The organism is Stieleria mannarensis (assembly GCF_014154935.1).
Classification (GTDB): Bacteria; Planctomycetota; Planctomycetia; order Pirellulales; family Pirellulaceae; genus Stieleria; species Stieleria mannarensis.
The window spans coordinates 63,173-86,312 of sequence record NZ_JACEHH010000002.1; the positions used below are offsets into that span (position 1 = coordinate 63,173).

Consider the following 23,140-nt stretch of genomic DNA (forward strand, 5'->3'; position numbering starts at 1 on the left):
ATCGATGTTTCGAAATTGACGCGGTCATGCCAGCCCGACGCGTGAGCGAGGGGCGCCGGGAGCCCCTCACTCGCGCGTCGGGCTGGCATTGGGAGCTTGGACTCGGACATAACAAGACGCCTGGGCAGCTTACGCTTTGGTGCCGCATCCCCGTGTCAGTGCCCACCCCGGTCATGCTACAACATGGGCATGAATCACCAAGAACCTGCCGCCGACGCTTCCGCAGCCGCCAAGCACACGTCCGTTGATCCCGACCTGGATCGAGATTCGCTGGCCACCGAGTACTTTTCGTTGCTTCCCTACGATCCCTACCCGGTCCAAGAGGAAGCGATGCTGGCCTACTTTGCCGGCGACCCGGGGCTCGGGGACCAGGGCGTGTTGATCTGCGCGCCGACCGGAACGGGCAAAACGATGATCGCCGAAGCCGCGGTCTATGAAGCCCTGCGGACCGGGCGGCGGATGTACTACACCACCCCGCTGATCGCCCTGACCGATCAAAAACTGGACGAACTGCGTGAAAGTGCGGTCCGTTGGGGGTTTCCGGCCGACAGCGTCGGACTGGTCACGGGCAACCGACGCGTCAACGGCGACGCCCCCGTGCTGGTCGTCGTCGCCGAAATCCTGCTGAACCGTTTGCTCAACCCCGAAGCGTTTGACTTTTCCGACGTCACGTCAGTCGTCATGGACGAATTTCATTCCTTCAACGACCCCGAACGCGGCATCGTCTGGGAATTGACGTTGGCCTTGTTGCCGCCCCACATCCGCACGATGTTGCTGAGCGCGACCGTCGGCAATTCGCTGGAATTCACCTCCTGGCTGTCCCGCGCCCACAACCGCCGGTTGCAACTGGTCAGCGGAGATGAGCGCAAGGTGCCGCTGCAATACGAGTGGATCGGCGATGAGATCTTGAACGACTTTGCCGAAAAAATCGCTGCCGGCGACGACGAACTCCGCCGCACCCCATCGCTGGTGTTCTGCTTTTCCCGCTCCCAGTGCTGGACGGTCGCGGAAATGCTCAAGGGGAAAAATCTGATCGACAAGGAACGGCAAGCCGAGTTGGCCGACTATCTGAACGCGGCCGACATGGCGGCCGGTGCCGGGCCGAAGTTGAAACAGATTCTGATGCGCGGTGTCGGCGTGCACCATGCCGGCGTCATGCCCCGCTACCGCCGCATGGTCGAAGAATTGTTCCAACGCAAACTGTTGGCGATGTGTGTCTGCACCGAAACGCTGGCCGCCGGAATCAATCTGCCGGCGCGAAGTGTCGTGTTGCCGAGCTTATTAAAAGGCCCCAAGGACAAACGCAAACTGGTCGACACGGCGTCGGCACAACAGATCTTCGGCCGTGCCGGGCGACCGCAATTCGACGACCGCGGCTTTGTTTATGCCCTCGCCCACGAAGACGACGTCAAATTGAACAAGTGGCGTGAAAAGTACGACTCGATCCCCGAGGACACCAAGGATCCGGGACTGCTGAAGGCCAAGAAACAGCTCAAAAAGAAAATGCCCAAGCGGCGTTCCGGCGAAACGTACTGGACCGAGCAGCAGTTCATTCAACTGCAAGAAGCCGCGTCGGCCGACCTTTCCAGCCGCGGACAACTCCCTTGGAGGCTGCTCGCCTACATGCTCGGCAAAGACGCCAGCGTCGCACCGCTGCGGGAACTGGTGTCCAAGCGATTGCTGACGCCCAAGAAGATCGAGGAGGGGCAGCGGGAACTGAATCGCATGTTGATCACCATGTGGCAGGCGGACTACCTGTCATTGGATCCCAAACCGACGCCGGCGACCGACTCTGGAAACGCGAAACCAAATTCGGGGAAAAAGACCGATGCGAGCCAACCCGAACCGCCGCCCGCGACCAGTGGACTGTTCGGTGAGATCCTTGATCAAATGCGTGAGGATGCACCGGCGCCGCAGCCCGAGACGGGCGAGGATCCGGAGTCCCATGAAGAGGACCAGCCGCGGATCAAGCAGTACGACTTGGACGCCTATCGCCCGCTGACCGCCGCGCCCACACCGCGGTTGGAGCGTCTGGTGCATTTGCGCAGCATCAATCCGCTGTTCGGCGTCTACATGGCCGACTTGTTAGCGACCGCGGACCCCGAAGAACGGATCGCAGCGTTTGAAAGTGTGTTGGAAGTGCCCGGAACGGTGGCACGCTTCACCCGTATGCCCCGGATCGAAGACATGCCACCGGGGACCCTGGCGACGACGCGGCTGGACCCGCAACTCTTGAAGCTGGGATTGGCAACGCCCGAAGAACTTGGTGCTCGCGGCGAAGACGACGAAGAGGAGGTAAAGGATCGGGGCTTCGGCCGTGTGATGTTCGAAGAACCGCGCGTCTGGCCACTGACGATCGGCGAAAAGATCCATCGCTTGTTCCAAAACGATTATCCGACCGTACAAGGCGTTCGCGTTCGCCCCGTTTGGATCGTCGGCGAACTGCTCAACTACGACGGTGATTTCAACAAGTACGTCACCACGAAGAAGCTGCAAAAAGAAGAAGGCATCCTACTGCGACATTGCCTGCGGATGATTTTGTTCCTCGACGAGATGGCCAACGTCCCGCCGGAAAACACGACGGTCGAAACCTGGGAGGACACGCTCGATGACTTGGCCGACATTTTGACCGAAAGCTGCCGCAAAGCCGATCCGCAAACGACCGACGAAGTCCTGTCCCACGACGAAAACCTGGAAGACACCCTGATCAGCAGCGGACGACGGCAGAATTGAAGAGGTGGAGATGCGGAGAAGGATGGCAGAATGATACGGGGCAGAATAATGGGGGCAAAACGATGGGGGCAAGACGATGGGGGCAGAGCTTTGAATAACGTAGCTACCTTCGCCAGAAGGTGGTTCTGCTGTTCTCTGCACGCTGGGGAGTGAGGTGAGGTCAACGCGGTACTTCCAAAGGGATCCCTAGTCAACCGTCCTTTCTCGGTCGGCGAATCATCGGTCGGAGGTTGGTAAGAAGATTTCGGGGTAAGAAAATGACGGTGCGCGTTCTCCCCTCGCCTTTCACAATCTTCTTACCTCCAAAATCTTCCTACCTCTTCTCCCACCGTGTCTCGCCTGGTTGATGCAGTGAGAAACCGGCGAATTGGTCGAAATGCTTCGCCCTGGATGATCGGTGTTGGGGCCCAAATGGGGTGATGCGGGGATGATCCGCCCGCGAGGACCTAACCATGGGGTATTCTTGGATTCCAGATTTCGGTCCCCCACCACTCGCCCAAACACACCAAGCACGGCCATGACATTCTTTCTCGGACTGATGATGGGCATCATCATCTACAGCTTTTTCCGCTGTATTGTCGGCGGTTTCTACACGGTCAGCCCCGACCAGCGGGCGATCGTGACGAGTTTCGGAAAAGCACAGCGACTCGAAGGCATGCAGGTCGCCGACGGTGGCGCGGATTCTGACGGATTGAGCGACGAGGAACACCAGCGGTATGAATACCCTCAGGTGCGTGTCGTCGGCCCCGGCGGACCGTATTTCAAGATGCCTTGGCAAGACGTCCACAAGGTTTCCGTCGCGACCCAGGCGGTCGACCTGTCCTGGGACCCTTCCAAAGCCCAGGACACGATCGAAGCGGTCACCAAAGACAACTTGACGACCGGGATCAACGGCCAGCTTCGTTATCGGATCAGCGAGAGCAACCTGTACCCCTATCTGTTCGGCGTCGCCAGTCCGCTCGAGCACGTCATGGGCTACTTCGTCAGCGTGCTCCGCGAACGCGTCGCTAACTTTGTCGACCCGAAAGGACAAACGCTGTTGGTCGATGCGGAAGTCGACGAAGCTGCCGGTGACCAAGAGGCTTCATCGATCGATTTGAGTGAAGGCGTTTCGATCAACGACTTGCGAAAAAACTTGCCGCTGTTGAATCAGTACATGGAAGAGCAGTGCCGTTCGACGACCGGTCGCTATGGGATCGAACTGGACGCAGCCTTGATCACCGAAATCGACCCGCCCGCCGAAGTCGACCGCGCCCTGTCGGCGATCAACAGCACACGCAACCAGGTCGCCGCGGACCTGAGTACCGCACGGGCCGATAGCGAGCAACAAATCACGATGAGTGCCCGCGCCGTCGAGATCGCGACCAATAACGCCCAGGCAGAGGTCGCACCGCTACGTGAACTGGCCCAAACGCTGACCGAGATCAAAAAGGAAGGCGGTTCTTCTTGCTTGCAGGCCTATCTGCGGAACGCCCGGATCCCACTCTATAACGTTGCTCGTCGAGTGATCCAGACCACCAATAGCGACGCCGCTGGTTAAGACACGCCGGCAACGAGTGACAATCAAAACTGAACAAAGACAACGAAAACTAAGAAGGTGATACGATGGGATGGTTCGGCGGTGGATTTATTTTCGGTTTGATGTTGATTCCGATTCTGCTCGGATTCGCACGCTTCTTTGGACTCTACGCCTGCGTCGGCGAATGCAAGGCGCATGTCTTCACTCTGTTCGGCAAAGTGATCGGGACGCTGGATCAACCGGGGCTGCAAATCCCGGTGTTCAAATTCGGCCCACGGGCGTTGCTGGTGCCGTTCTTTGGAAAGTCGTATGTCGTCGACACCTCGCTTCGTCAACATTATTTGCGGAGCCAAATGGTCAACTCGGAAGAGGGCACGCCGATGGGCGTGGGGATCTGGTACGAAATGCGGGTGACCGATCCGGTTTCGTACCTGTTCACCAACGCGAATCCCGACGGTTCGCTGCAAGCCAACGTGACCAGTTCGACCATTTCCACGCTGAGCAATCTGGAGATGGAAAAGATGCTCGAAGACCGCCACTCGCTCAGCCGAACGGTTCGCAAGACCGTCTCGCCGCTGTCGGAGAAATGGGGCTACACCCTCGGATCGGTCTACATCCGAAAAGTCGCATTCACCGATCGGTTGATGGTCGACAACATCACCGAAAAGGTCGTCAAACGCTTGGTGCAGGTGACCAGTGCGATGAAGCAGGACGGCGAGAACCGCGTGGGGCTGATCAAAAGTGAAACCGCCTACCGCGTTTCACAAAAGATGGCCGAGGCTTCCGCATCGCGTCCCAAGATTGTCGGCAAGGCACTCAATGAGATCGCCGCGGCCGACCCGGAAATTTTGAACACCGTCTTGTCGGTGATGGAAGTCGACACGCTGATCGAATCCAACGCCGAAGTCGACTTGCTGCCCGATTCGAGCAACGTACTGATCCAGGTCGGCGAGGGTGCCGGGCGGGAGTCGTAGGGGCGTGATGATGGGGGCAAAACGATGGGGAGGCAGAATGATTCGGGGCAGAATGATGTGGAGGCTGCGGTTGTGACCGTCGGGGCACGGAGTGCCCGTGGGCAATGGGACCGATAGGACGTCTGGGACCTATCAGTCGTATGTGTCCTATTGGTCCTATTTCATGATCGCCCACCGTCAACTGCTCTAAAATCGGCCAGCGATCGGCAAAGACGGGGACGGGAGCTGCTTCGCATCGGATCGGCCGCTCATCTTACGTCCTCGCTTCCGTGGCTTCGCGATACGTCGTCCGTCATCGCCTTTCGAAGATTCGCCAGCGCGCGTACCCACAAACTCTTGACGGCGTCGGTGCTGCGTCCCATTCTTGCGGCCACCTCGGGAAATGTCTGTTGCTGAAAACTATGCAGAATGATCACCTCGCGATGATCGTCGCTAAGCCGGGACAACGCATCGGCCACCATCACTTCTGCTTCCCGTTTGGCCGCTGCCACGCTGGGGGAAACCGCTGGATCGGCCACCCCGAGCGGCAGACCCGCAGACGTCCCGTCCAGGTTTTCACTCAATCGTTTCTCGAGGGTGACCGCCCGGCGATGCCGATTGTAGTAGCGGATCTGGCCGGCAATTTCAGTCGCCAGGATGCTCCTCAGCCACGCCATCAGTTCGCGTTCGCTTTGCCCCCGAAAGTTGGCAAACGCTTGCTTGGCGGAAAGAAAGGTTTCCTGCACGACGTCCGACGGGCTGACCTTTCCCTGAAGCTTGTGGTCCAACCGCAGCTTGGCGAGAAGTTCCAAATAAGCATGAAACGATTCCAACACCTTGCCCAACGCCGAATTGTCGCCGGAACGGGCGTCCGCGATGAGACGCTCAATCCCACGTCGCGAATTTGTGTCCATTTCTTCCAGGGTTGCTATGAAGACGGTCTTGAAGGACCCATCAGCATACCAGGGTCGGCGAGCCATTTTCCTCGCCGATCGTCGGACCGACGGCAACGGTTTGCCACCCGATCAGCAGCACGATCGTGTCGGGGTGCGAAAGAAAAATCGTGAGAAAGTCTGACAGAGACGCGGCGGCCGCAACTCGTTTTGCGAAAAAATCGCGAAACTGTCGTACCGGGGCCGACACGAACGGGCCCCCCAAGGCAACTAGCTCAATAGCGACCGACCAACATTCGGCGCGAACCCATTGCACCGCCATATGACAGACACGAGGAACGAGACATGAACATCCGTCACCTTGACTTGCGGCTCTCTACGTTTGGCTATCTCTGCTGCGGGATCTTGCTGTCGACGCTGCTTTCCGCGGCCCCTCCCAACGACAAGGGAAAGCCTCCCAAAGATGATCCGCCGCCTTCGTCGGGCGGACCGGTCAGCTACCGAGCCGTGGTGATTCCCAATCCTTATCCCGCGGACTTGGATGTGCGAAGTATAAACGCGTGGGGTGAAGTCTGCGGAGACTTCACCTATGACGGGCTCATCGGAGGGTATACGGCCAGCGAAGCATTCTACTGGGACGGGCGAGATGCTCTGACTTCGGTTGCCGATCCGATCACACTCAACGAACTTGTTGATGTGCTGTCCCCAGGATCACGCGATGGTTGGCTCATCACCCACGCCGAGGACATCAATGACTTGGGTCAGACCTGCGGCTGGACATTTAAGGATGGACAGTGGTCACCGTACTTGTTCGATCCCAACGCGGTCGCACCTGCATCGCCATTCATTGTTCTGACTCACCCAACCGGCCTGGAAAACGCAGAACTGGGTGCGCTATCGCTGAACAACTCCGGGGATATGGTGGTCCAAGCCCTAAAAAGTTCCGGCGAGTACTTTCTCTATTCAACAACCACTCAGACATGGACTCCACTGCAAACGCCTGTGTCGAAACGCTTTGACTCACTCAGCAACCGTGATCCGGTAACGAACACCGTCTATGTAATTGGCGGTCCAGGCAGAATGCTGATCGATCCCGACACCGGACAAGTGTTTCCGTCTGCCGACGTCGGCGGGATTTCCATTAACGACTACGGAACGATGGTTGGGACGATGGAAGGATCCAAAGGCGTTCGCACTGCAGTCTACGAATACACAGACTCGCTAGAAATCTTAAAGAATGGCCGCAAGGACTTAGACGGTAGAGCACCCGACAACAACAATAGCGGCGACATTAGCATGCACTCGCCCAACCGACTCTTCACACGCGACCACGGCCTGCTCGACGTCAACAGCCTTCTGGATCCTGTCGACGCGGCGATTTTTCCTGAAGGTGTGCCTGGATCGATATGGGCTATCAGTGAACGCACCGAGGTCGGTTTCCCACAACTCCTACTGCACCGGCACTCCATCGATGCCGAACCCTACCGTGAAGGTGTTCTGTTGATCCCGCAACCGCCAAGCAACTGAGTTCGCTTGCCGGCGCTCCGCCTGCATCGACCGCCGCGAAGCCGATCACAAATTTGCCGAGCGTTCCGCGGCCTGCAAGAGGAACAAGTCAGCTTGAAACGACTGGTCGGAGTCCTCAGTGCCGGTGCCTGAGGTTTGCCCGGCAATGAAGCCGTCGCCGTCCAGGCCCGAGACTCTTTGGAGGGGCCGAATCGGACATTTACCCGCACCCATGCGCCCCGGAGATTTCGTTACAGATTCCCCCCCCAAAAATTTCGCTGTGACAAAACCTTACCGGCTGACCAACTTGACTTCGTTCCAGTAGGCCCATTCGTTGTGCCAATCGTTGGCTCGGTTTTCCAATGTCAATCGAACCTGCTGGCCGGCGTACTTCGACAGGTCGACAGTGACGTCCAACCATTCGTCGTTGGCAACCGTGCTCGAGCTGACCGTTTGATCGGCCAGCACGTCTTTTCCGACCAGCACTCGCAATTGCCAGTCGCCGTGGGGGTGATGGCTGACGCGTAGTTGCAATTCGGTCGCCTTGTCGGCGGGAAGCTTGACATCACGGAACATTCGGCACGGCTGGTGGCGGTCCTTGGGATGCGTTTGCACGGCCGATCGGTTTCGGAACACCTTGTGGTGCACGATGCCTCCCTCTCCGACGTCGCGGACGTCAAACCCGGGCGCGACCTGCGCCACCACACGCCGCCAGTTGGGATCGGATTCTTCGGCAACGTCCCCCGTCGCCAACCGTCGGGCCACGAATTCTTGCAGGTTGGACAGTTTGCCTTTGACGGCCAACGCCAGGGATCGCTCGGGGAATTCCGGCACCATCGGCTCCAAGGCGAACCAGTACATGCGGGCCAAGTTGTTGTCATTGGCATCTTCGGCGTGCATCGCCAACTGCTCTAAAATCGGCCAGCGATCGGCAAGGGGAAGCCGCTGGAGCGCCGAGGCCAAGTACAGCCGGACGATGGGCGAGTCGTCGTGTTTGGCCATCGCGGCAAACTTGTTCCGGACCGTCGGAGCTAAGCTGGATTCTGACGATTCGACGTCGGCCAAAAAGAAGGCGTCCACCGTCGTCGTCTCGCTCAACAACTGGATCGCCCAGGCTCGCACGTAGTGGTCGTCATGGTCCAGCAAGTCCGTCAGTTCCTGCGATGTGATCACCCCGGTGACGTGGGCTGCCCATAAGGTACGCAATCGCCTCGGGGACGTGTCGGCGGTGCGAAACATTTCCTTCAGCTGCTTCTTGGTGGCGGATGGATCGAGCGTTCGGTCAGCTGCGCGTGCGTGCAACAGCACACGCGCCTGGCGGACGTACCAATCGTTGGTGTGCCACTGCATCGCGATCAATTCGCTGTCAGACAGCGAACGCAGATTGGGCCGCGCGATCGGCTGGCTGCCTTCGGGCATGATCCGGTAGATCCGACCGCTTTGGGGAAAGTTGATCGCGTTGCCGCAGATGTCGGTGTCGTGCCAATCCAGGATGTAGACACCGCCTTCGGGGCCGATTTCCACGCTGAACCCGACCCAGGCCAAATCGTTCGTCGGCAGGAAGTCGTCCCCGTGTTTGCCGATGAAGCTGGAACCGTTGGGCACCATCACGTCGGTCAGCACACAGTGCTCGTGGATGTTGCACATGAACAAGCGGTCGTGATACTGCTGCGGAAACGCGTCGGCCAGATAGAACCGCGCGCCGCCGTGGGCGGACAAGTGCGTGTGGTCGCGGATCGTTGTGATGTCGTCGTAGATGTGTGGATTGATATGCGGGCGGCTTTGCTTGGTGTACACACCGCCTTGGACGACATGAAACAGGTGCGGGATGACGCAGCAGGTGGCGAAGCCTTGGCCATGTTTGTCGAAATCAAATCCCCACGGGTTCGAAAGTCCTCGCGCGAACACTTCGTACTTCTTCGTGACCGGATGAAACCGCCAGATGCCGCCGTCGATGAACTGCCGCCGCGCATCGTCTTCGCCTGGCTTTCCGACCCTTGATTGTGTGAACACACCATGGCAACCATACAGCCATCCGTCGGGGCCCCAGATGAAACTGTTCAGCGTTTCATGGCGGTCGTTGATACCCCAGCCGTCCAACAGCACTTGCGGCGGACCGTCGGGTCGGTCGTCACCGTCGGCATCGGGAATGAAACTGAAGTTCGGCGGCGAACCGACGTAGACGCCTCCGAAGCCGACGGCGATTCCCGATGTGAAAGTCAAATCGTCGGCAAAGGTCGTCTTTTTGTCGAACACACCGTCGCTGTCGGTGTCCTCCAGAATCTGAATCCGGCTGACCTTGTCATCGGTGTGCTCGCGACGGGTGCGGTAGTTCAAATTTTCGACCACCCACATCCGGCCGCGGTCGTCAAAGCAGAACGCGATCGGTTCGGCCAAGTCCGGTTCGGCGGCGAAGATGGAAACGTCAAAGCCGTCCGGGATCGACATTTTTTTGACGGCTTCATCGGGCGTCAGGAACGGCGCGTCGCTGGTGCGATGCTGCTTTTTCGGCAGACGTTGTTGTGCCGCCGCGACCACCGGGAAACCGAAGGCGAGTGCGAGCCCCAGGCACACCAGAGATAGCGGGCTGCGGGCCCGTAGGCTGGCGCCAGACGGCTGATCCTCGAAAGGTTGATTGACATCTTCCATGGCGATCTTCATTCCGCCGCCTCCACTTGCGATTTGGTTTGCATGTACTTCACCAGGTCGAACAGGTCCTTGCGGGGGAGTTGTTCCAGTTGCCCCTCGGGCATCATCGATTTCTCGGAGACCTTCCGCGCTTCGATCTCGTCTTTGGCGATCACCAGTCTCGGTTGGTCGACGGTCTTTAGCACGATCCGCCGGTTGTCTTCTTCGGCCAGCACGCCGGTGAGCACGCGGCCGTCGACGGTTTGGATCAACTGGGTCCGATAGCCTTCGGGAACATCGCCGCTGGGGTCGACGCTGTTGAGCAGAAAATAGTCCAGGTTGGCGCGGTTGGAGCCGGTCAAATCAGGGCCGACCTTGCCGCCGGCGCCGTACATCAGGTGGCACGCGCCGCAGGTCTTTTGGAAAACCACTCGACCACGCCGTGCGTCGGCCCCGGTGAGCGCTTCGTCAGTGATCAAGCGTTTGAATTTGGCGATCCTTTCGCTGACATTCTTTTCCAGCTCGGGAATCTCGCCATAGACCGCCGTGAACTCTTGCCCCAGCAGGTCACGTAGCGTGCGGGCGATGTAGGACGGGATATGGTCTCGCGGTACCGTTTGGCCTTTGATCGCCCGCACGAGTTCTCTTGCATAGGCTTTTCGCGTAGCCAGTGTTTCGATCGTCGCCGATTGGGCTTGCGGGGTGCTGGTGGCGTAGCGGGACAGCAGAATTTTCGGGGCATCTTGTGTAGCGATCACCGCGTGGGCGCGGATGGCGTCCAGACGTAGGGCGTCGACGTCCAAGAGCGATTCCAATTCCTCTGCCAGACCTTCGTAGCGCTGCGAAACCAGCGAAGCGAGCGCAGCTTGGCGTTGGCTGTCGGGTGCGACCGGATCACGGAGTGTCGCCAGAGCACGCTCGGTCGCAGCGGCGTCACCAAAGATCTGGGACAAACGGTTGGCGGCGTCACGGATCGAGGGACGATCGCTACGGGCCAGTTCGGCCGCCAGCGAATTCCACTCGTCAGGCGGCTGGACGTCGCGTCGACCTTCCAGCCCCCGCAACATGCCCTTCAGCAACGACGATCGAACGCTCTCGCTTTCGGATTGTTGAATCGCTCGGACTAACAGCGCGAGAGTGGCGGGTTCATCCAAGGCCAGGGCTGCGGTCGGATTGGCGATCAATAGAAGCACGCTGAGTATCGCGAACCATTTGCTGCGCGTGAGGAGATCGGGGGAGGGCATGAAGCAAAGCGGTCCAGTGGGGAGGGAATGGGAAGAGGGCGTCGATTCGGGGGGAGCCTGATTGTAGTAGATCGGATGGGCAAAAGGTCGTGTGGAGGCCAGACGATGCGGGCAAAATGCCAGCGGGAAGCGTGACAGGCTGTCGATTTAGTGAGCCGACGGCGCTAGCCGCGGGCCTTGCGGTGCCAGCATCGCCCTTCGAGGCCCGTGGCTAGCGCCATCGGCTCACTCTTGTTTCGGTTGCGATTAAATCGACAGCCTGGTAAGCGAGCGGCGCGTGTCGGGGAGATTTGAGTGTGGGGAGGCAGAATGATTCGGGGCAGAATGATGGGGAGGTGGGCTGGTGTGGACGCAACGGTGGACTCGCGAGACTTCAGCTATGATGGCGTGTTGAAAAAGAGCAGGATTGCACCGCCGCGTTTACAGCTCGCTTAACCTACGGGTGTCGTTGATGAAAAACTGGATTCCGGCTCTGGGACGAACGTTTGTATCGATCGGGATTTTGGCCGCCGGGGTGGGCGGCTTCTTTTTGATGGGAACGCCGGAAGTCCCGGTCCAGCCGCCCAGACCCGCTCCGCCCCCGCTGGTGGTGGCCAAGCCGGCGCTCGCGCACACGGACGGCATCGCCTTCGACGTCGACGGCGTGGTCGTCCCCTATCGCGAGATCGATCTTACCGCCCAGATTTCGGGAAAGGTCCAGTACAAATCCGATGCCTGTCGCAGCGGGCGGACGGTCAAAAAAGGCGACTTGTTGTTGCGGATCGAACCGGACGACTATCAATTGGAAGTGCGTCGTCTGGCCGAGGAACTGGCACAGGCCGAGGCGATGATTCGCGAACTGGATGCCGAAATCATCGCGTCGGACAACCAGATCGAATCGTCCCGTCAGCAACTTGCCATCGACGTGCGACAATTGAAACGCAACGAAGATCTGATGCTGCGCAGTGCCGCGTCGGACTCCGAAGTCGACAGTGCTCGAAAAGCGGAATTAACCACTCGCAATACCCTGCAATCCCAAATCGACCAACGCAATCTGTTGACACAGCGTCGATTGCGGATGGAAAGTGCCAAGGCGCTGGTGCAGGCGAATCTGGACAAGGCCGAACTGAATTTGGCTCGAACGGAAATCAAGTCTCCGATCGACGGGGTGGTCGTCAGCGAAAGCGTCGAGCAAGACGGGTACGTGCAAGCCGGCGGTTCAATCGTGGTGCTGCAAGACACGTCGCGGCTGGACGTCAGCTGCAAGTTGTACATGCAGCAAATGCATTGGCTTTGGCAAAGCGGTTCGCCTGCGGGCAGCGACGATGACTACCAACGCGGCTACGATTTCCCCGAAACACCGGCCACCGTGATCTACTCGCTGGGTGATGAACAGTTCGCTTGGCGGGCGGTCGCGGATCGTTATGACGGCGCCGGCGTGGACGCTCAAACCCGCATGGTGCCTTGCCGCGTGCACGTCGACGATCCGACGGCGGTGATGAAGCTGGCCGAACTGGAATCGGTGGGGCGTGGCGATGCATTGGTCGCGGCGCAGGAGAATTCTGGGAGCGGTTCGGGCGAACAACAAGCCAGTCTTGGTGAAGAAATCATCGGCCGTGGCGCCACTCAGCAACCGCCCACGTTGATGACGGGGATGTTCGTGAAGGTGCGGATTCACGCAACGCCGCCGATCCCGCTGGTTCGTTTACCACACGAAGCGATCCAGCCGGGCAACACGGTTTGGACGGTCCAGTCGGGAAAGCTGCACAAGAAGTCGATTGCGGTCGCCAATTCGACCGCCGACTACGTCGTCGCCTATCAGCGGTCGGGCGGTTTGCGCGCCGGTGACCTGATCGTGACGTCACCCCTGGCGACACCGGTTGAAGGGATGGCGGTCAGCACGTCAGCGGACCCGTCGTCTAACAAACGATCGGGACCGCCAGGCGGCAAACCCGGCGCTGACGGCAAACGTCGCGGCGGCTCCGGCCAAGGAGGGCGGTCACAATGATGAAGTCGATCGTTGACGCGTCGATTCACAATCGCGCCGCACTAAATTTGTGTATGGTCGCGATCATGATCGTCGGTTGGTTCTGCTTGCGGGCGATGCACCGGGAATCGTTCCCCGAATTCGAACTCGACCGGATCACCGTCACCGTGCCCTATCCCGGCGCGGCGCCCCAGGAGGCTGAACAGGGGATCGGTCAGAAGGTTGAGGAAGCGGTTCGCTCGATCGAAGGCATCAAGAAAGTCACGACGGTGGCGATGGAGGGCTCTTGCACCGTCTTGATGGAATTGATCCCCGGGGCACGTTCGCCCGACCGCGTCTTGGACGAAGTGCGTTCGGGCGTGGATCGAATCCCCAGCTTTCCACTTGAAGCCGAAGACCCCGTGGTCACGTTGGTCACCAACCGTCGTCCTTCGATTCGCGTCGGCGTGCTGGCCCCCGAAACCGCCCCGCGGAACGCCGACGACACACTCTCGTCGCAGGCACAGTTGGATCTACGCGAGGTCGCCGAACGCATCCGAGACGACTTGTTGGCGATCGATTCGGTCTCGCAAGTCGACTTTTTGGCCGCGCGCGATTACCAGATCGACATCGAAATACCGGAGGAAACGCTGCGGGCGCACGGGCTGACGCTGCGTCAGGCCGCCGAGATCATTCGTCGGGAGAATCGCGAGTTGCCTGCCGGGTCGATCCGCAGCCAATCGCAAGAGGTGTTGTTGCGGGGAAACAATCGACGCACCAGTGGTGACGAGTTGTCCGAATTGCCGCTGGTCACCGAATCCAGCGGCGCGGTCTTGACCGTCGCCGACCTCGGCATGGTCCGCGATGAGTTCACCGATGCAACAGCGATCAACGTGATCAATGGCAAACCCGCGCTGGCACTGTCGGTCGAACGCAGCACGTCGGAAGATTTGTTTGTGATGATCGACGCGGTCAAGGACTACGTCGCCCATGCCGAATTGCCACCGGGATACCAGTTGATGACCTGGAGCGACGAATCGGTCGAGGTCCGGGGACGCCTGGACCTGCTGCTCGATAACGGCGCTCAGGGGCTGGTGATTGTGTTCACGCTGTTGTTGTTGTTCTTAGATCCGAAACTGGCGTTCTGGGTCGCACTTGGAATCCCGTTCTCCATCCTCGCCGCGGGCATCTTTTTGTATTTGACCGGCCAGACGTTGAACCTGATTTCGATGTTTGCGTTTGTGATGGCGCTGGGCATCGTGGTCGATGACGCGATCGTCGTCGGCGAGAACGTGTTTGCGCATCGGCAGATGGGAAAACCGCACTTACGCGCGGCGATCGATGGGACGGTGGAGGTGATTCCGTCGGTCACGACAGCCGTTTTGACGACCGTGGTTGCGTTCGCGCCGCTGTTGTTTGTCAGCGGAACGATGGGCAAGTTCACCGCGGTGATGCCGGCCGCGATCATCGCCATCCTGATGGTCTCGCTGATCGAATGCATCACGATCTTGCCCTGCCACTTGGCGCACGAAGAAAGCATCGTGTTTCGATTCTTTAACGTCGTGCTGTATGTGTTTCGCCCGTTGTTGCTGGTTGCCCAGAAACTCAATCAGGTGGCGACGTGGTTGTTGGACCGTTACATCGACCGCGTTTATGGTCCGACGCTGCGTTGGTCGCTCGGTAACCGTTCGATCGCCGTCGCCCTCTGTTTTGCTGCGTTGATCTTGACCGGCGGTCTGTACCGCAGTGGGATCATCCAGTTCAATTTCTTTCCTCGGGTCGACGGCAACACGCTCAGTGCTACCGTGGTGTTTCCCGATGGGACACCCGAACGTGTGACGAACGCGGCGACGAAGCGGGTCGAAGATGCCTTTTGGAGAATCGCCGACCGCTATGAGAAACGCGGACAGCCGATTGCCAAGACGTCCTACCGTGTCGTCGGCGCTTCGGTCTCCGGCGGCGGCCCCGGCGGATCCCCGATGCCCTCCGGAGGAGGCGGCCACAAGGGCAGCGTCGAGGTCGAACTGGTCAACGCGGAAAGCCGCGGCGTGCACAGCCGGGCCATCGTCGCCCAGTGGCGTGAAGAGGTCGGAACGATCGTCGGCACCGAGGAATTGACGCTGGGCACGCGGTCCTTCGGCCCCGGAGGAACACCGATCGAATTCAAGTTGCTCGGTCCTGCCCGCAGCGTGGACAAACTGGAAGCCGCTGTCGAGGAGTGCAAGGAACGATTGGCCAAGTACCCAGGCGTTTACGACATCAAAGATGACTCGGTGCCGGGGAAATGGGAGTATCGTTTCCGGATCAAACCCGAAGCGTTCGCGATGGGCGTGCGGACGGCCGACTTGGCCGAAACCGTGCGGGCGGCGTATTACGGCGAAGAAGTGATGCGGGTGCAACGCGGACGCCACGAGGTGAAAATCATGGTCACCTACCCGCGCGACGATCGCCGGTTGCTGGCCAATTTTGACGAAGTCCGGGTCCGGTTGAGCGACGGGATCGAACGACCGATCACCGAGCTGGCCGAAATTGATGTCGTCCGAGCTTATTCGGAGATCAATCGCATCGATCAAGCCCGATCGATCACGGTGTCGAGCAATCTGGACGAAGAAACCGGGAACGCTGAGGAGATCGTTGCGGATCTGCAAGCGGAGTTCTTGCCCGGATTGCTGGCGAAGTATCCGGAGTTGCGAGTGCGGTGGGAAGGCCAGCAAGAACGCCGTGCCGAGTCGATGGGAAGTTTATTCAGCGGTTTCGGCGTCGCGTTGTTTGTCATGTACATCTTGTTGGCGATCGAGTTTAAGTCGTCTGTCCAGCCGTTGTTGGTGATGTTGATCATCCCGTTCGGGGCGCTCGGTGCGGTGGTCGGGCACTTGATGATGGGGTTGCCGCTGACCTTGTTCAGTTTCTACGGGATCATCGCGCTGACCGGGATCGTCGTGAACGATTCAATTGTGCTGATCGACTTTATCAATTCACGGGTTCGCGGCGGGATGCCGATCGGACAGGCGCTCACCGAATCGGGAACGCGACGATTTCGGCCGGTGCTGTTGACCACCATCACCACGATCGGCGGGCTGGTGCCGATCCTGATGGAGTCGTCGATCCAGGCGCAGATTTTGATCCCGATGGCGACCAGCATCGCCTTCGGTGAACTATTCGCGACCGTTGTTGTGTTGTACCTCGTGCCGGTCACCTACTCGTTGTATTGGAGCGCCGGAGGCCGTTTGACCGCCGAATCGGAAGACGAGATCGGAGAGTATCAAAGCGACGAGCCGGCCGTGCCGGTCCCCGCGTAGCAGCGGCCACACAACGTAGCTACCTTCGCCAGAAGGTGGTTTCCCGCGCCGTACGAATAACGATCGAACAACAATGACCAATCACAACGACAAGCATCTGCCCCGTCTCTCGCCTGAGTACTATCAGGGCGACGCCTCTGTGCATTGGACGATGACGATCCAGGACCGCGCGACTGGCTGGCTGCGTCCCATCTTCCTGTACAAATTTCGGGAACTACTAACACACGCCATGTTTCGATACAGACTTGTCTGCCCGATCTACTGCCTGATGCCAGACCACTTACATGCATTGTGGATTGGCATCGATGCGGCGTCAGACCAGCTGAAGGCGATGAAGTACTTCCGAAAGCACGTGAATTCAGCGCTTGGCAAAATTGGATTTCAACCGCAACACCAACCACATGACCGTGTGCTCCGAGACGACGAGCGAAAGGAGTCTGCGTTGTGGGATTTGGTCAATTATATCGCTCGAAACCCAGAGCGCGCCGGATTGGTACCCGTGAATTGTTTTCGCGATTACAAATACACAGGGTGTTTGGTGCCTGGGTATCCTGAGTTGACGATCTGGGAAGACGATTATTGGAGTCGATTTTGGCGGGCGTATTCCTTTCTTCAAAAGCATGGATTGTTCCGGGCGGCGAATGAGGTTGTACGAGGATCGTAGCCGCACCGTCTGGCGACGGTAGCTACGTTTGTTGGTACGATGATACCATGAAACGTCTTCGATTTTCGATTCGAACGCTGTTGCTGCTGGCGGCCGTGACCGCGATCGGAATTTTTGTCTATCAGCGACAGACGCGGATTCGCGAGATCGTCCAACGTTTTGAATCGCTCGGCGGAGAGGTGCATTATCGATCAAGCTTTCTGGACGGTTTCCATCGGCAAACACGCCATTTTTTTGCGACGCCGACGCAGGTCAATCTTTCTCACAGTCGACTCAGGCGTGGCGGCCTAGACGGCATCGAACACCTGAAATCACTCCAGCGACTTTACTTGGATCGCACCGCGATTGGTGTCGACGACGTCGCCGAATTGGCTGAGTGCAAGCAGCTGAAACGAATGTCATTATGGGGCAATCACAACCTGACAAGCAACGCGGTCGACCACTTGCTGGATTGTCAATCACTCGAAGCGTTGGACATCCACGACACACGAATCGCCCCAGCCAAAGTCGGACGATTGGGAGAGTTACCGCTGTTGCAGCGACTGGTGTTTTCTGCTGAGTATTACAACCAAAAGTCGTCTCGCATGACTGGCGGCGTGATGCGGCAACTCAGCTCGATCGAACACCTACAACCGGTCGGATCTTGTTTTCTGTGGGATTTCGACGCCGAGGAGATTCAACTGTTTTGTCGCACGGACACGTCGCGCGTCGACAAGTTGCTGTTGCGTGATTGCGAATTAACCGACGAAGCATGCCTCGCGCTCAATACGATTCGGGCGCGAGAACTTGATCTTCAACGCTGCACCGTCGACGACCGACGACTGCAATTGATCGATCATCGTAAATTTGGCCGGATCGACATTTTCAACAGCGCGGACGTGAGCAGTCCCGGGGTGACGCTCAAGGGGCTCACCGAATGGCTGCCGTCGGGGCTGAAGAAGGTGGGGACGTTCGACGGATACGTCGAATTCATCTATCAAGCGGATTTTTTTTGGCGTTACCGCTTGTCGATTGCACCTACACCGATCAGCCAAGATCTGCTTCAGTCGTGGATCGATTTGGGGCTCAAGGAACTGGATCTCAACGTTGCGGAGAATCTGGAAGATGACTTGGAAGTCGTTGCATCCATCAACCCACCGATCGAGTTGCGGATTCGGAATCATTTGTTTGTTTGGCAGTACATCGCACGGATGAATCGGCTGCAGAAACTGAGGCTCTACAACAGAATATCGACACCGCTGCGGCTGACAGACGGGCTTTCGCTGCGATCGTTGGACCTGCAGGGACGGTTTTATACGACCAAGACGACGTTCCGCGAGATCGCCAAGTTGAAGCGATTGTCGTTTCTGGTCGTTCGAAATCGCAACCAGGTGACGCTCGATGATGTCCAACCGCTGGGAGAATTGAAACAGCTGACAACGATCCGGATCGCCAAGTTGACGCCGGAGGCGGAAGCGTTCGTCGAACGCCTTTGCGCACAGAACGCGTCGGGGAACTGATCAGCTGTACGACGTCCTTTCCAGGTCGTCGCGTAGAGCCCCATGGGCGACAGCCTGGAAGGGCCATCGGACACCAGAAAACGATCGCCCTAAGCTGGACGGTCGCCTCAAGGCTAAACTCCAACACGGAGGGGACGACTAATTGCTCGATTCGGCGAGGATGGTGCGATAGCGCTCGGCGGCACGGTCGTAGGCGGCTTTCGCTTCGGATCGTTCGGATTCGCGGATTTGACCACGCTTGGAATTCCAGCACGCCGCCACGGCATCGATGCACCACTGAGCACTCTTGCGGTTGGCTCGGATCGGTTTGTCGGCAACATGAACAAAGACCGGATTGGTGTGGACCGAGGGCAGGATGCGAACGGCGACCCACGACGACTGATCGATTTGAACCGGGATCGAATGTGACGTGACCGAGCCGTCGGCGATGATCTGGCGTGTATCAACCACTTCGCCGTTGACGATCACTTCCACCGGAACGCGTCGTGAATCACCGAGTCGACAGCGTTCGATGTGCCAGTAGGGTTTTTCGTCCATCCGCAACTTGCGAATCCGCTCGGTTTCTTTGGTCGGCGTTTCCTTGAGCAACGCTGCGACGTCGAAGGTCACGTTCACCGTGTCGGGACGCTTCAAATCCAAACGACTCGGCTTCGTGTCCGCGGATTGCTTTTGCCCCACTCCCAAACCATCAACGGCAAAGTCGATGATGTGGCTGAGTCCGTCGCCGCAGTAGCTGCGACCGTCCTTCAATCCCGCGATCCAGTTTTCATAGTCCAGCGGTTGATCTTCGTCCAGCTGGACATAGATCCGTCCCAGGCCGACGCGGTCACCGTAGATACAGGGGAAATCGGTTTCGCCGCTGATTCGCGCGGTCATGCCGCAGTTGAGTGTGTGGTACCAGATGTTGAGTTCCCAGATCGCCGGCGTGTCGACCGCGGAGATGAAATCACAGGCGTCTTCGGCGACCGTGACGATGTATTCGTTGGCCCCGATCCCGTCAAACTTCGGCATCGCAAAGTCTGGCAACGCGTCGGCGGCCTTCCCACGCCAATCTCCCTTGGCACCGCCCCAGGGGCGTCCGACAAACTTGCGTGAACCGTCGGGCATGGTGTCGGGAAGCGCCAATCCCCATCCGCTATGGCTGTATCCGACGACACCGCCTTGTTGTTTGCCCCATTGCAACACCGGCAACGTCCAACTCGGCCAGTCCTCGATCTCGTTTGTGCCCGGGTAGTCGTCTTCGCTCAAGTTCAGCAGACACAGGTGACCGGCATGGGAGCTGGGGAACCCGCTGACTTCGACGTCGTAACGCATCAAGTTGTCTTCGGTCGACAGTGCAGACGTTTGACCGTTGAAGAATTCTTTTTGGGTGTACCAGCAGGGACCCCAACTGAGCACACAACCGACGTTGACGTCTTCGCCCAACAAGTGCCGCATCATGTCTTCCGGGCCGACGCCTTCGGTCGGACTGTCATAGTGGGCGCAACCGGCCGCGTGGACATGGTGGTCGCCGGAATACCAACGGCGTTTGGCCATGTGGATCCAGCGTTTCAGTTGAAAGGACTCTTGATGCCGTTCGATGTCCGGGACTCGGATGCGACGTCGGATCGGCACATATTCCGGCCCCCGCGTGACCGACACGTTGTACTCGCCGGGTGGCAGCAGCAGCGACTCGCCGTCGGCCCGATAGACTTGGTGGTGAAAGAAGAAATCAGGAGCCAAACGTTTGGCCGGATTCGGGTACACGCGTCCCTGATCGTCGGTGATCAACAACGACGCGGTCGTCGGCTGTCCGTCAACGTCGATGATTCCCAGTTGGACGTCGACCGCACTCTGGCAATCGAATAGGATCGCGACGCTGTTTCGAAACCCGATGTCCTGAGTCCCCTGGCCGACGTTGAAGGCGATGTTGGCTTCGCGTTTACCGGCATCACGGCTGCCGAGCATGACGACGCGGTATTCCAGGTTCAGTCCGCTGAGCTGTTTTTTCAGCGGGGCGCGGTTGAGCATCGACAGGTCTAGCCAGCGGTCCTCGGTTTCATTCGGATCGACCAGATCTTCGTCGCTGCGGGGGCGTTGACGGGCGCCGCGGCCTTTCTGATAAACCGGCGCCGCATTGGGGCTGTCGACGACCAATTCGGGCGTGATGCCGGCTTCGTTGTGGACTTTCACCAGGAATGCGCGCCAACCCTGTTGCATCAGTTGCTTCTTCACCGGGCCCTCGGTGACTTTGACGCGGCTTTCGGCATTGATGTGCACTGCTGCCAAGCACAACGGGTCCAGGGCGGATTGGATCGCGCGCGACACCTCGGCCGGCGTGCCGAGTTTGTCGGCGTCCTGGATCGCGGCAAGGGTTGAATCATCCAAGGGCGAACCGGCGAACTGCATCGCTTCGATCAATCGCGCCGTCGCGGCCAGCAGAGGTTGTTTCGGCACACGATGCACGATTGCCAAATCGTCTTGTCCGCTGGCAAGTCGCGCCGGTTGCAGCAAACAAATCGCGATACCGATCGACAAGAGAACCGGGGACGTGGTTTTGCGAGGGGCGTTCATGACTGGTCCTGGGGAGGGCAATTCGGGAGTGTGCGGGGTATCAATTTGTAACGCATTGGTCGCCCGTGCGTGCATCGTGCCGTTTTTCGATTCTCGCGGATTCCAGTTTCGCTCTCAAAAAAACGCCATCAGCGGGTAGAATGGGGATTCTCTGTCCGCACGATTCCTTGAAACGGGATCCCGCCACACACCTCTGCAACGATCTGATGTCCGACACGATCTCGACCGCTTCGACCTGGGGACGACGCACGCTCATTGCGCTCGTTTTGCTCGGCGCGGTCGGCGCGGTCACCACGCTGGCGACCAATTCGTTGGAGCGTGATGAGGAGTCGTCCATTCTGACGCATCGTGTCTCACGCGGCAAACTGCAGGTCACGGTGACGGAGAACGGGACCGTCGAAAGCAGCAACAATGAAGAAATCAAGTGCATGGTCAAAGGCGGCAGCACCGTCTTGTGGGTCATCGAAACCGGATCAATGGTCCAACCGGGCGACGAGTTGGTCCGCCTGGATACGTCGCTGATCGAAGACAATATCTTGGCCCAGGAGATCATTTACGAGAACGCGCTGGCCAACAAAATCACCGCCGAAAGTGACGTCGCGGTCGCCGAAAAAAGTATCACCGAGTATCTCGAAGGCACCTTCGTCGAAGAACGCGGCACCATCGAGAAAGAAATTTTTGATGCCGAACAAGCGCTCAAGCAGGCCGAGCTGAGCTATGAGTCGAACCTGCGGATGGCCGCCAAGGGGTTGATCAAGCCGCTGCAATTGCAGGGCGAGAAATTTGCGGTGGAATCGGCGCGCAAGGCGCTCGAATTGAAACAGACCAAGCTGATGGCGTTGGAGAAGTACAAGAAGCAAAAGGAATTGCAGACGCTTCAAAGTGACCTGCGGGCGGCCAAGGCCCGACTGGCATCCTTTGATGCCTCGCTGCGGCTCGAACAGGCCCGCCTGGAACGTGAAAAGGAGCAACTGAAGAATTGCACCATCACCGCGGAGATCGGCGGGATGGTGATCTTTCCATCGATGGCGGACTGGAAATCGACGCCGGACATCGAAGAAGGCGCGGTGGTCCGCGAGCAGCAAACGTTGCTGGTGATTCCTGACGTCAGCCAAATGCAGGTCAAGGTCGGGATCCACGAATCGAAAGTGGATCGATTGAAAGTCGGCATGCCCGCCAAGATCGAATTGCAAGACGTGCGGTTGGTCGGCGAGGTCAGCGAGATCGCCGAAGTGACCAAACCGGCCGGTTGGTGGACGGGGAATCTGGTGAAGTACGACACCATCATCAAACTGCAACAGCACGAAGGGCTGAAGCCGGGCATGAGTGCGATCGTCGATGTCGTGTTGGCCGATCATCAGGATGTGTTGACCGTGCCGGTAGCCAGCATCGTGGAGATCGACGGCCAGTTTTTCTGTTGGGTGGAAGAACGCGGACGCGTGACTCGCCGATTGGTCCGCTTGGGCGATACCAATGACGAATTCACCATCGTCACGGCAGGACTGTCCGAGGGAGAGAAGGTCGTTCTGGATCCGCTGGCCTACGTCGATGAAGCGCAACGCCAAGCCATGGGACCGGCAAAGACTGCGACGCAAGACGCCGAGCAGGGGGGGGCCGCTGCGGAAAAGGATGCCAAAACGGAAGACGTAGAGACGAGCGGGGAGAAACTGGTCAAACCGGACGCCGGAACTTGAACGAGGCCGA

13 protein-coding genes are annotated in these 23,140 nt (G+C 58.8%); 9 read left to right on the plus strand and 4 right to left on the minus strand.

Going from position 1 to position 23,140, the window contains the following annotated elements; all coding sequences use genetic code 11:
- The first annotated feature begins 189 nt into the window (after nt 1-189).
- The 3 genes from H1B37_RS01565 to H1B37_RS01575 all read left to right on the plus strand — a co-directional run bounded on the left by H1B37_RS01565 (nt 190) and on the right by H1B37_RS01575 (nt 5,226).
- The gene (locus tag H1B37_RS01565; RefSeq protein ID WP_182864859.1) at nt 190-2,733 is read left to right on the plus strand and encodes a DEAD/DEAH box helicase; all 2,544 of its coding nucleotides are present in this window, start codon (nt 190-192) and stop codon (nt 2,731-2,733) included.
- A gap of 517 nt (nt 2,734-3,250) precedes the next feature.
- Complete coding sequence (locus H1B37_RS01570; RefSeq protein WP_182864860.1) at nt 3,251-4,273, plus strand: SPFH domain-containing protein; 1,023 nt, start codon at nt 3,251-3,253, stop codon at nt 4,271-4,273.
- Nucleotides 4,274-4,374: 101 nt separating this feature from the next.
- On the plus strand, nt 4,375-5,226 hold the full coding sequence (locus H1B37_RS01575) for an SPFH domain-containing protein (RefSeq protein WP_286177308.1): 852 nt from the start codon (nt 4,375-4,377) through the stop codon (nt 5,224-5,226).
- A 248-nt stretch (nt 5,227-5,474) separates the two neighbouring features.
- Here the strand turns inward: H1B37_RS01575 and H1B37_RS01580 are convergent, their stop codons facing one another.
- Nucleotides 5,475-6,119, minus strand: coding sequence for a sigma-70 family RNA polymerase sigma factor (locus H1B37_RS01580; protein ID WP_182864862.1), 645 nt, complete (start codon nt 6,117-6,119; stop codon nt 5,475-5,477).
- A gap of 324 nt (nt 6,120-6,443) precedes the next feature.
- Between H1B37_RS01580 and H1B37_RS01585 the strand changes: the two genes are divergently transcribed.
- A complete protein-coding gene (locus H1B37_RS01585; protein WP_182864863.1) occupies nt 6,444-7,625 on the plus strand; it encodes a hypothetical protein in 1,182 nt (393 codons plus the stop codon).
- A gap of 270 nt (nt 7,626-7,895) precedes the next feature.
- Here the strand turns inward: H1B37_RS01585 and H1B37_RS01590 are convergent, their stop codons facing one another.
- Entirely contained in the window at nt 7,896-10,265 is a 2,370-nt protein-coding gene (locus H1B37_RS01590; protein ID WP_182864864.1) for a PVC-type heme-binding CxxCH protein, read from the minus strand.
- On the minus strand, nt 10,262-11,425 hold the full coding sequence (locus H1B37_RS01595) for a c-type cytochrome (protein WP_182864865.1): 1,164 nt from the start codon (nt 11,423-11,425) through the stop codon (nt 10,262-10,264). The genes H1B37_RS01590 and H1B37_RS01595 overlap by 4 nt, the downstream gene beginning before the upstream one ends.
- A 502-nt stretch (nt 11,426-11,927) precedes the next feature.
- Between H1B37_RS01595 and H1B37_RS01600 the strand changes: the two genes are divergently transcribed.
- From H1B37_RS01600 to H1B37_RS01615, 4 genes are all read left to right on the plus strand, one after another.
- Nucleotides 11,928-13,463, plus strand: a complete 1,536-nt coding sequence (locus tag H1B37_RS01600) for an efflux RND transporter periplasmic adaptor subunit (protein ID WP_182864866.1) — start codon at nt 11,928-11,930, stop codon at nt 13,461-13,463.
- On the plus strand, nt 13,460-16,720 hold the full coding sequence (locus H1B37_RS01605; RefSeq protein ID WP_286177309.1) for an efflux RND transporter permease subunit: 3,261 nt from the start codon (nt 13,460-13,462) through the stop codon (nt 16,718-16,720). The genes H1B37_RS01600 and H1B37_RS01605 overlap by 4 nt, the downstream gene beginning before the upstream one ends.
- Nucleotides 16,721-16,793: 73 nt before the next feature.
- Nucleotides 16,794-17,384: a hypothetical protein gene (locus H1B37_RS01610; RefSeq protein WP_182864867.1), complete on the plus strand. Its 591-nt coding sequence runs from the start codon at nt 16,794-16,796 to the stop codon at nt 17,382-17,384.
- A 47-nt stretch (nt 17,385-17,431) separates the two neighbouring features.
- Complete coding sequence (locus H1B37_RS01615; protein ID WP_182864868.1) at nt 17,432-18,883, plus strand: leucine-rich repeat domain-containing protein; 1,452 nt, start codon at nt 17,432-17,434, stop codon at nt 18,881-18,883.
- A gap of 138 nt (nt 18,884-19,021) precedes the next feature.
- Here H1B37_RS01615 and H1B37_RS01620 read toward each other — a convergent pair whose 3' ends face one another.
- Complete coding sequence (locus H1B37_RS01620; RefSeq protein WP_182864869.1) at nt 19,022-21,436, minus strand: CehA/McbA family metallohydrolase; 2,415 nt, start codon at nt 21,434-21,436, stop codon at nt 19,022-19,024.
- 206 nt (nt 21,437-21,642) lie between these two features.
- On the opposite strand from H1B37_RS01620, the gene H1B37_RS01625 reads away from it, so the two are divergent.
- On the plus strand, nt 21,643-23,130 hold the full coding sequence (locus H1B37_RS01625) for an efflux RND transporter periplasmic adaptor subunit (protein WP_182864870.1): 1,488 nt from the start codon (nt 21,643-21,645) through the stop codon (nt 23,128-23,130).
- Nucleotides 23,131-23,140 lie beyond the last annotated feature (10 nt).

Bases quoted from the DNA above. Each gene is read 5' to 3' on its own strand.
- H1B37_RS01565 (WP_182864859.1), top strand. From the start codon at position 190: ATGAATCACCAAGAACCTGCCGCCGACGCTTCCGCAGCCGCCAAGCAC.
- H1B37_RS01570 (WP_182864860.1), top strand. From the start codon at position 3,251: ATGACATTCTTTCTCGGACTGATGATGGGCATCATCATCTACAGCTTT.
- H1B37_RS01575 (WP_286177308.1), top strand. From the start codon at position 4,375: ATGTTGATTCCGATTCTGCTCGGATTCGCACGCTTCTTTGGACTCTAC.
- H1B37_RS01580 (WP_182864862.1), bottom strand. From the start codon at position 6,119: ATGGACACAAATTCGCGACGTGGGATTGAGCGTCTCATCGCGGACGCC.
- H1B37_RS01585 (WP_182864863.1), top strand. From the start codon at position 6,444: ATGAACATCCGTCACCTTGACTTGCGGCTCTCTACGTTTGGCTATCTC.
- H1B37_RS01590 (WP_182864864.1), bottom strand. From the start codon at position 10,265: ATGAAGATCGCCATGGAAGATGTCAATCAACCTTTCGAGGATCAGCCG.
- H1B37_RS01600 (WP_182864866.1), top strand. From the start codon at position 11,928: ATGAAAAACTGGATTCCGGCTCTGGGACGAACGTTTGTATCGATCGGG.
- H1B37_RS01605 (WP_286177309.1), top strand. From the start codon at position 13,460: ATGATGAAGTCGATCGTTGACGCGTCGATTCACAATCGCGCCGCACTA.
- H1B37_RS01610 (WP_182864867.1), top strand. From the start codon at position 16,794: ATGACCAATCACAACGACAAGCATCTGCCCCGTCTCTCGCCTGAGTAC.
- H1B37_RS01615 (WP_182864868.1), top strand. From the start codon at position 17,432: ATGAAACGTCTTCGATTTTCGATTCGAACGCTGTTGCTGCTGGCGGCC.
- H1B37_RS01620 (WP_182864869.1), bottom strand. From the start codon at position 21,436: ATGAACGCCCCTCGCAAAACCACGTCCCCGGTTCTCTTGTCGATCGGT.
- H1B37_RS01625 (WP_182864870.1), top strand. From the start codon at position 21,643: ATGTCCGACACGATCTCGACCGCTTCGACCTGGGGACGACGCACGCTC.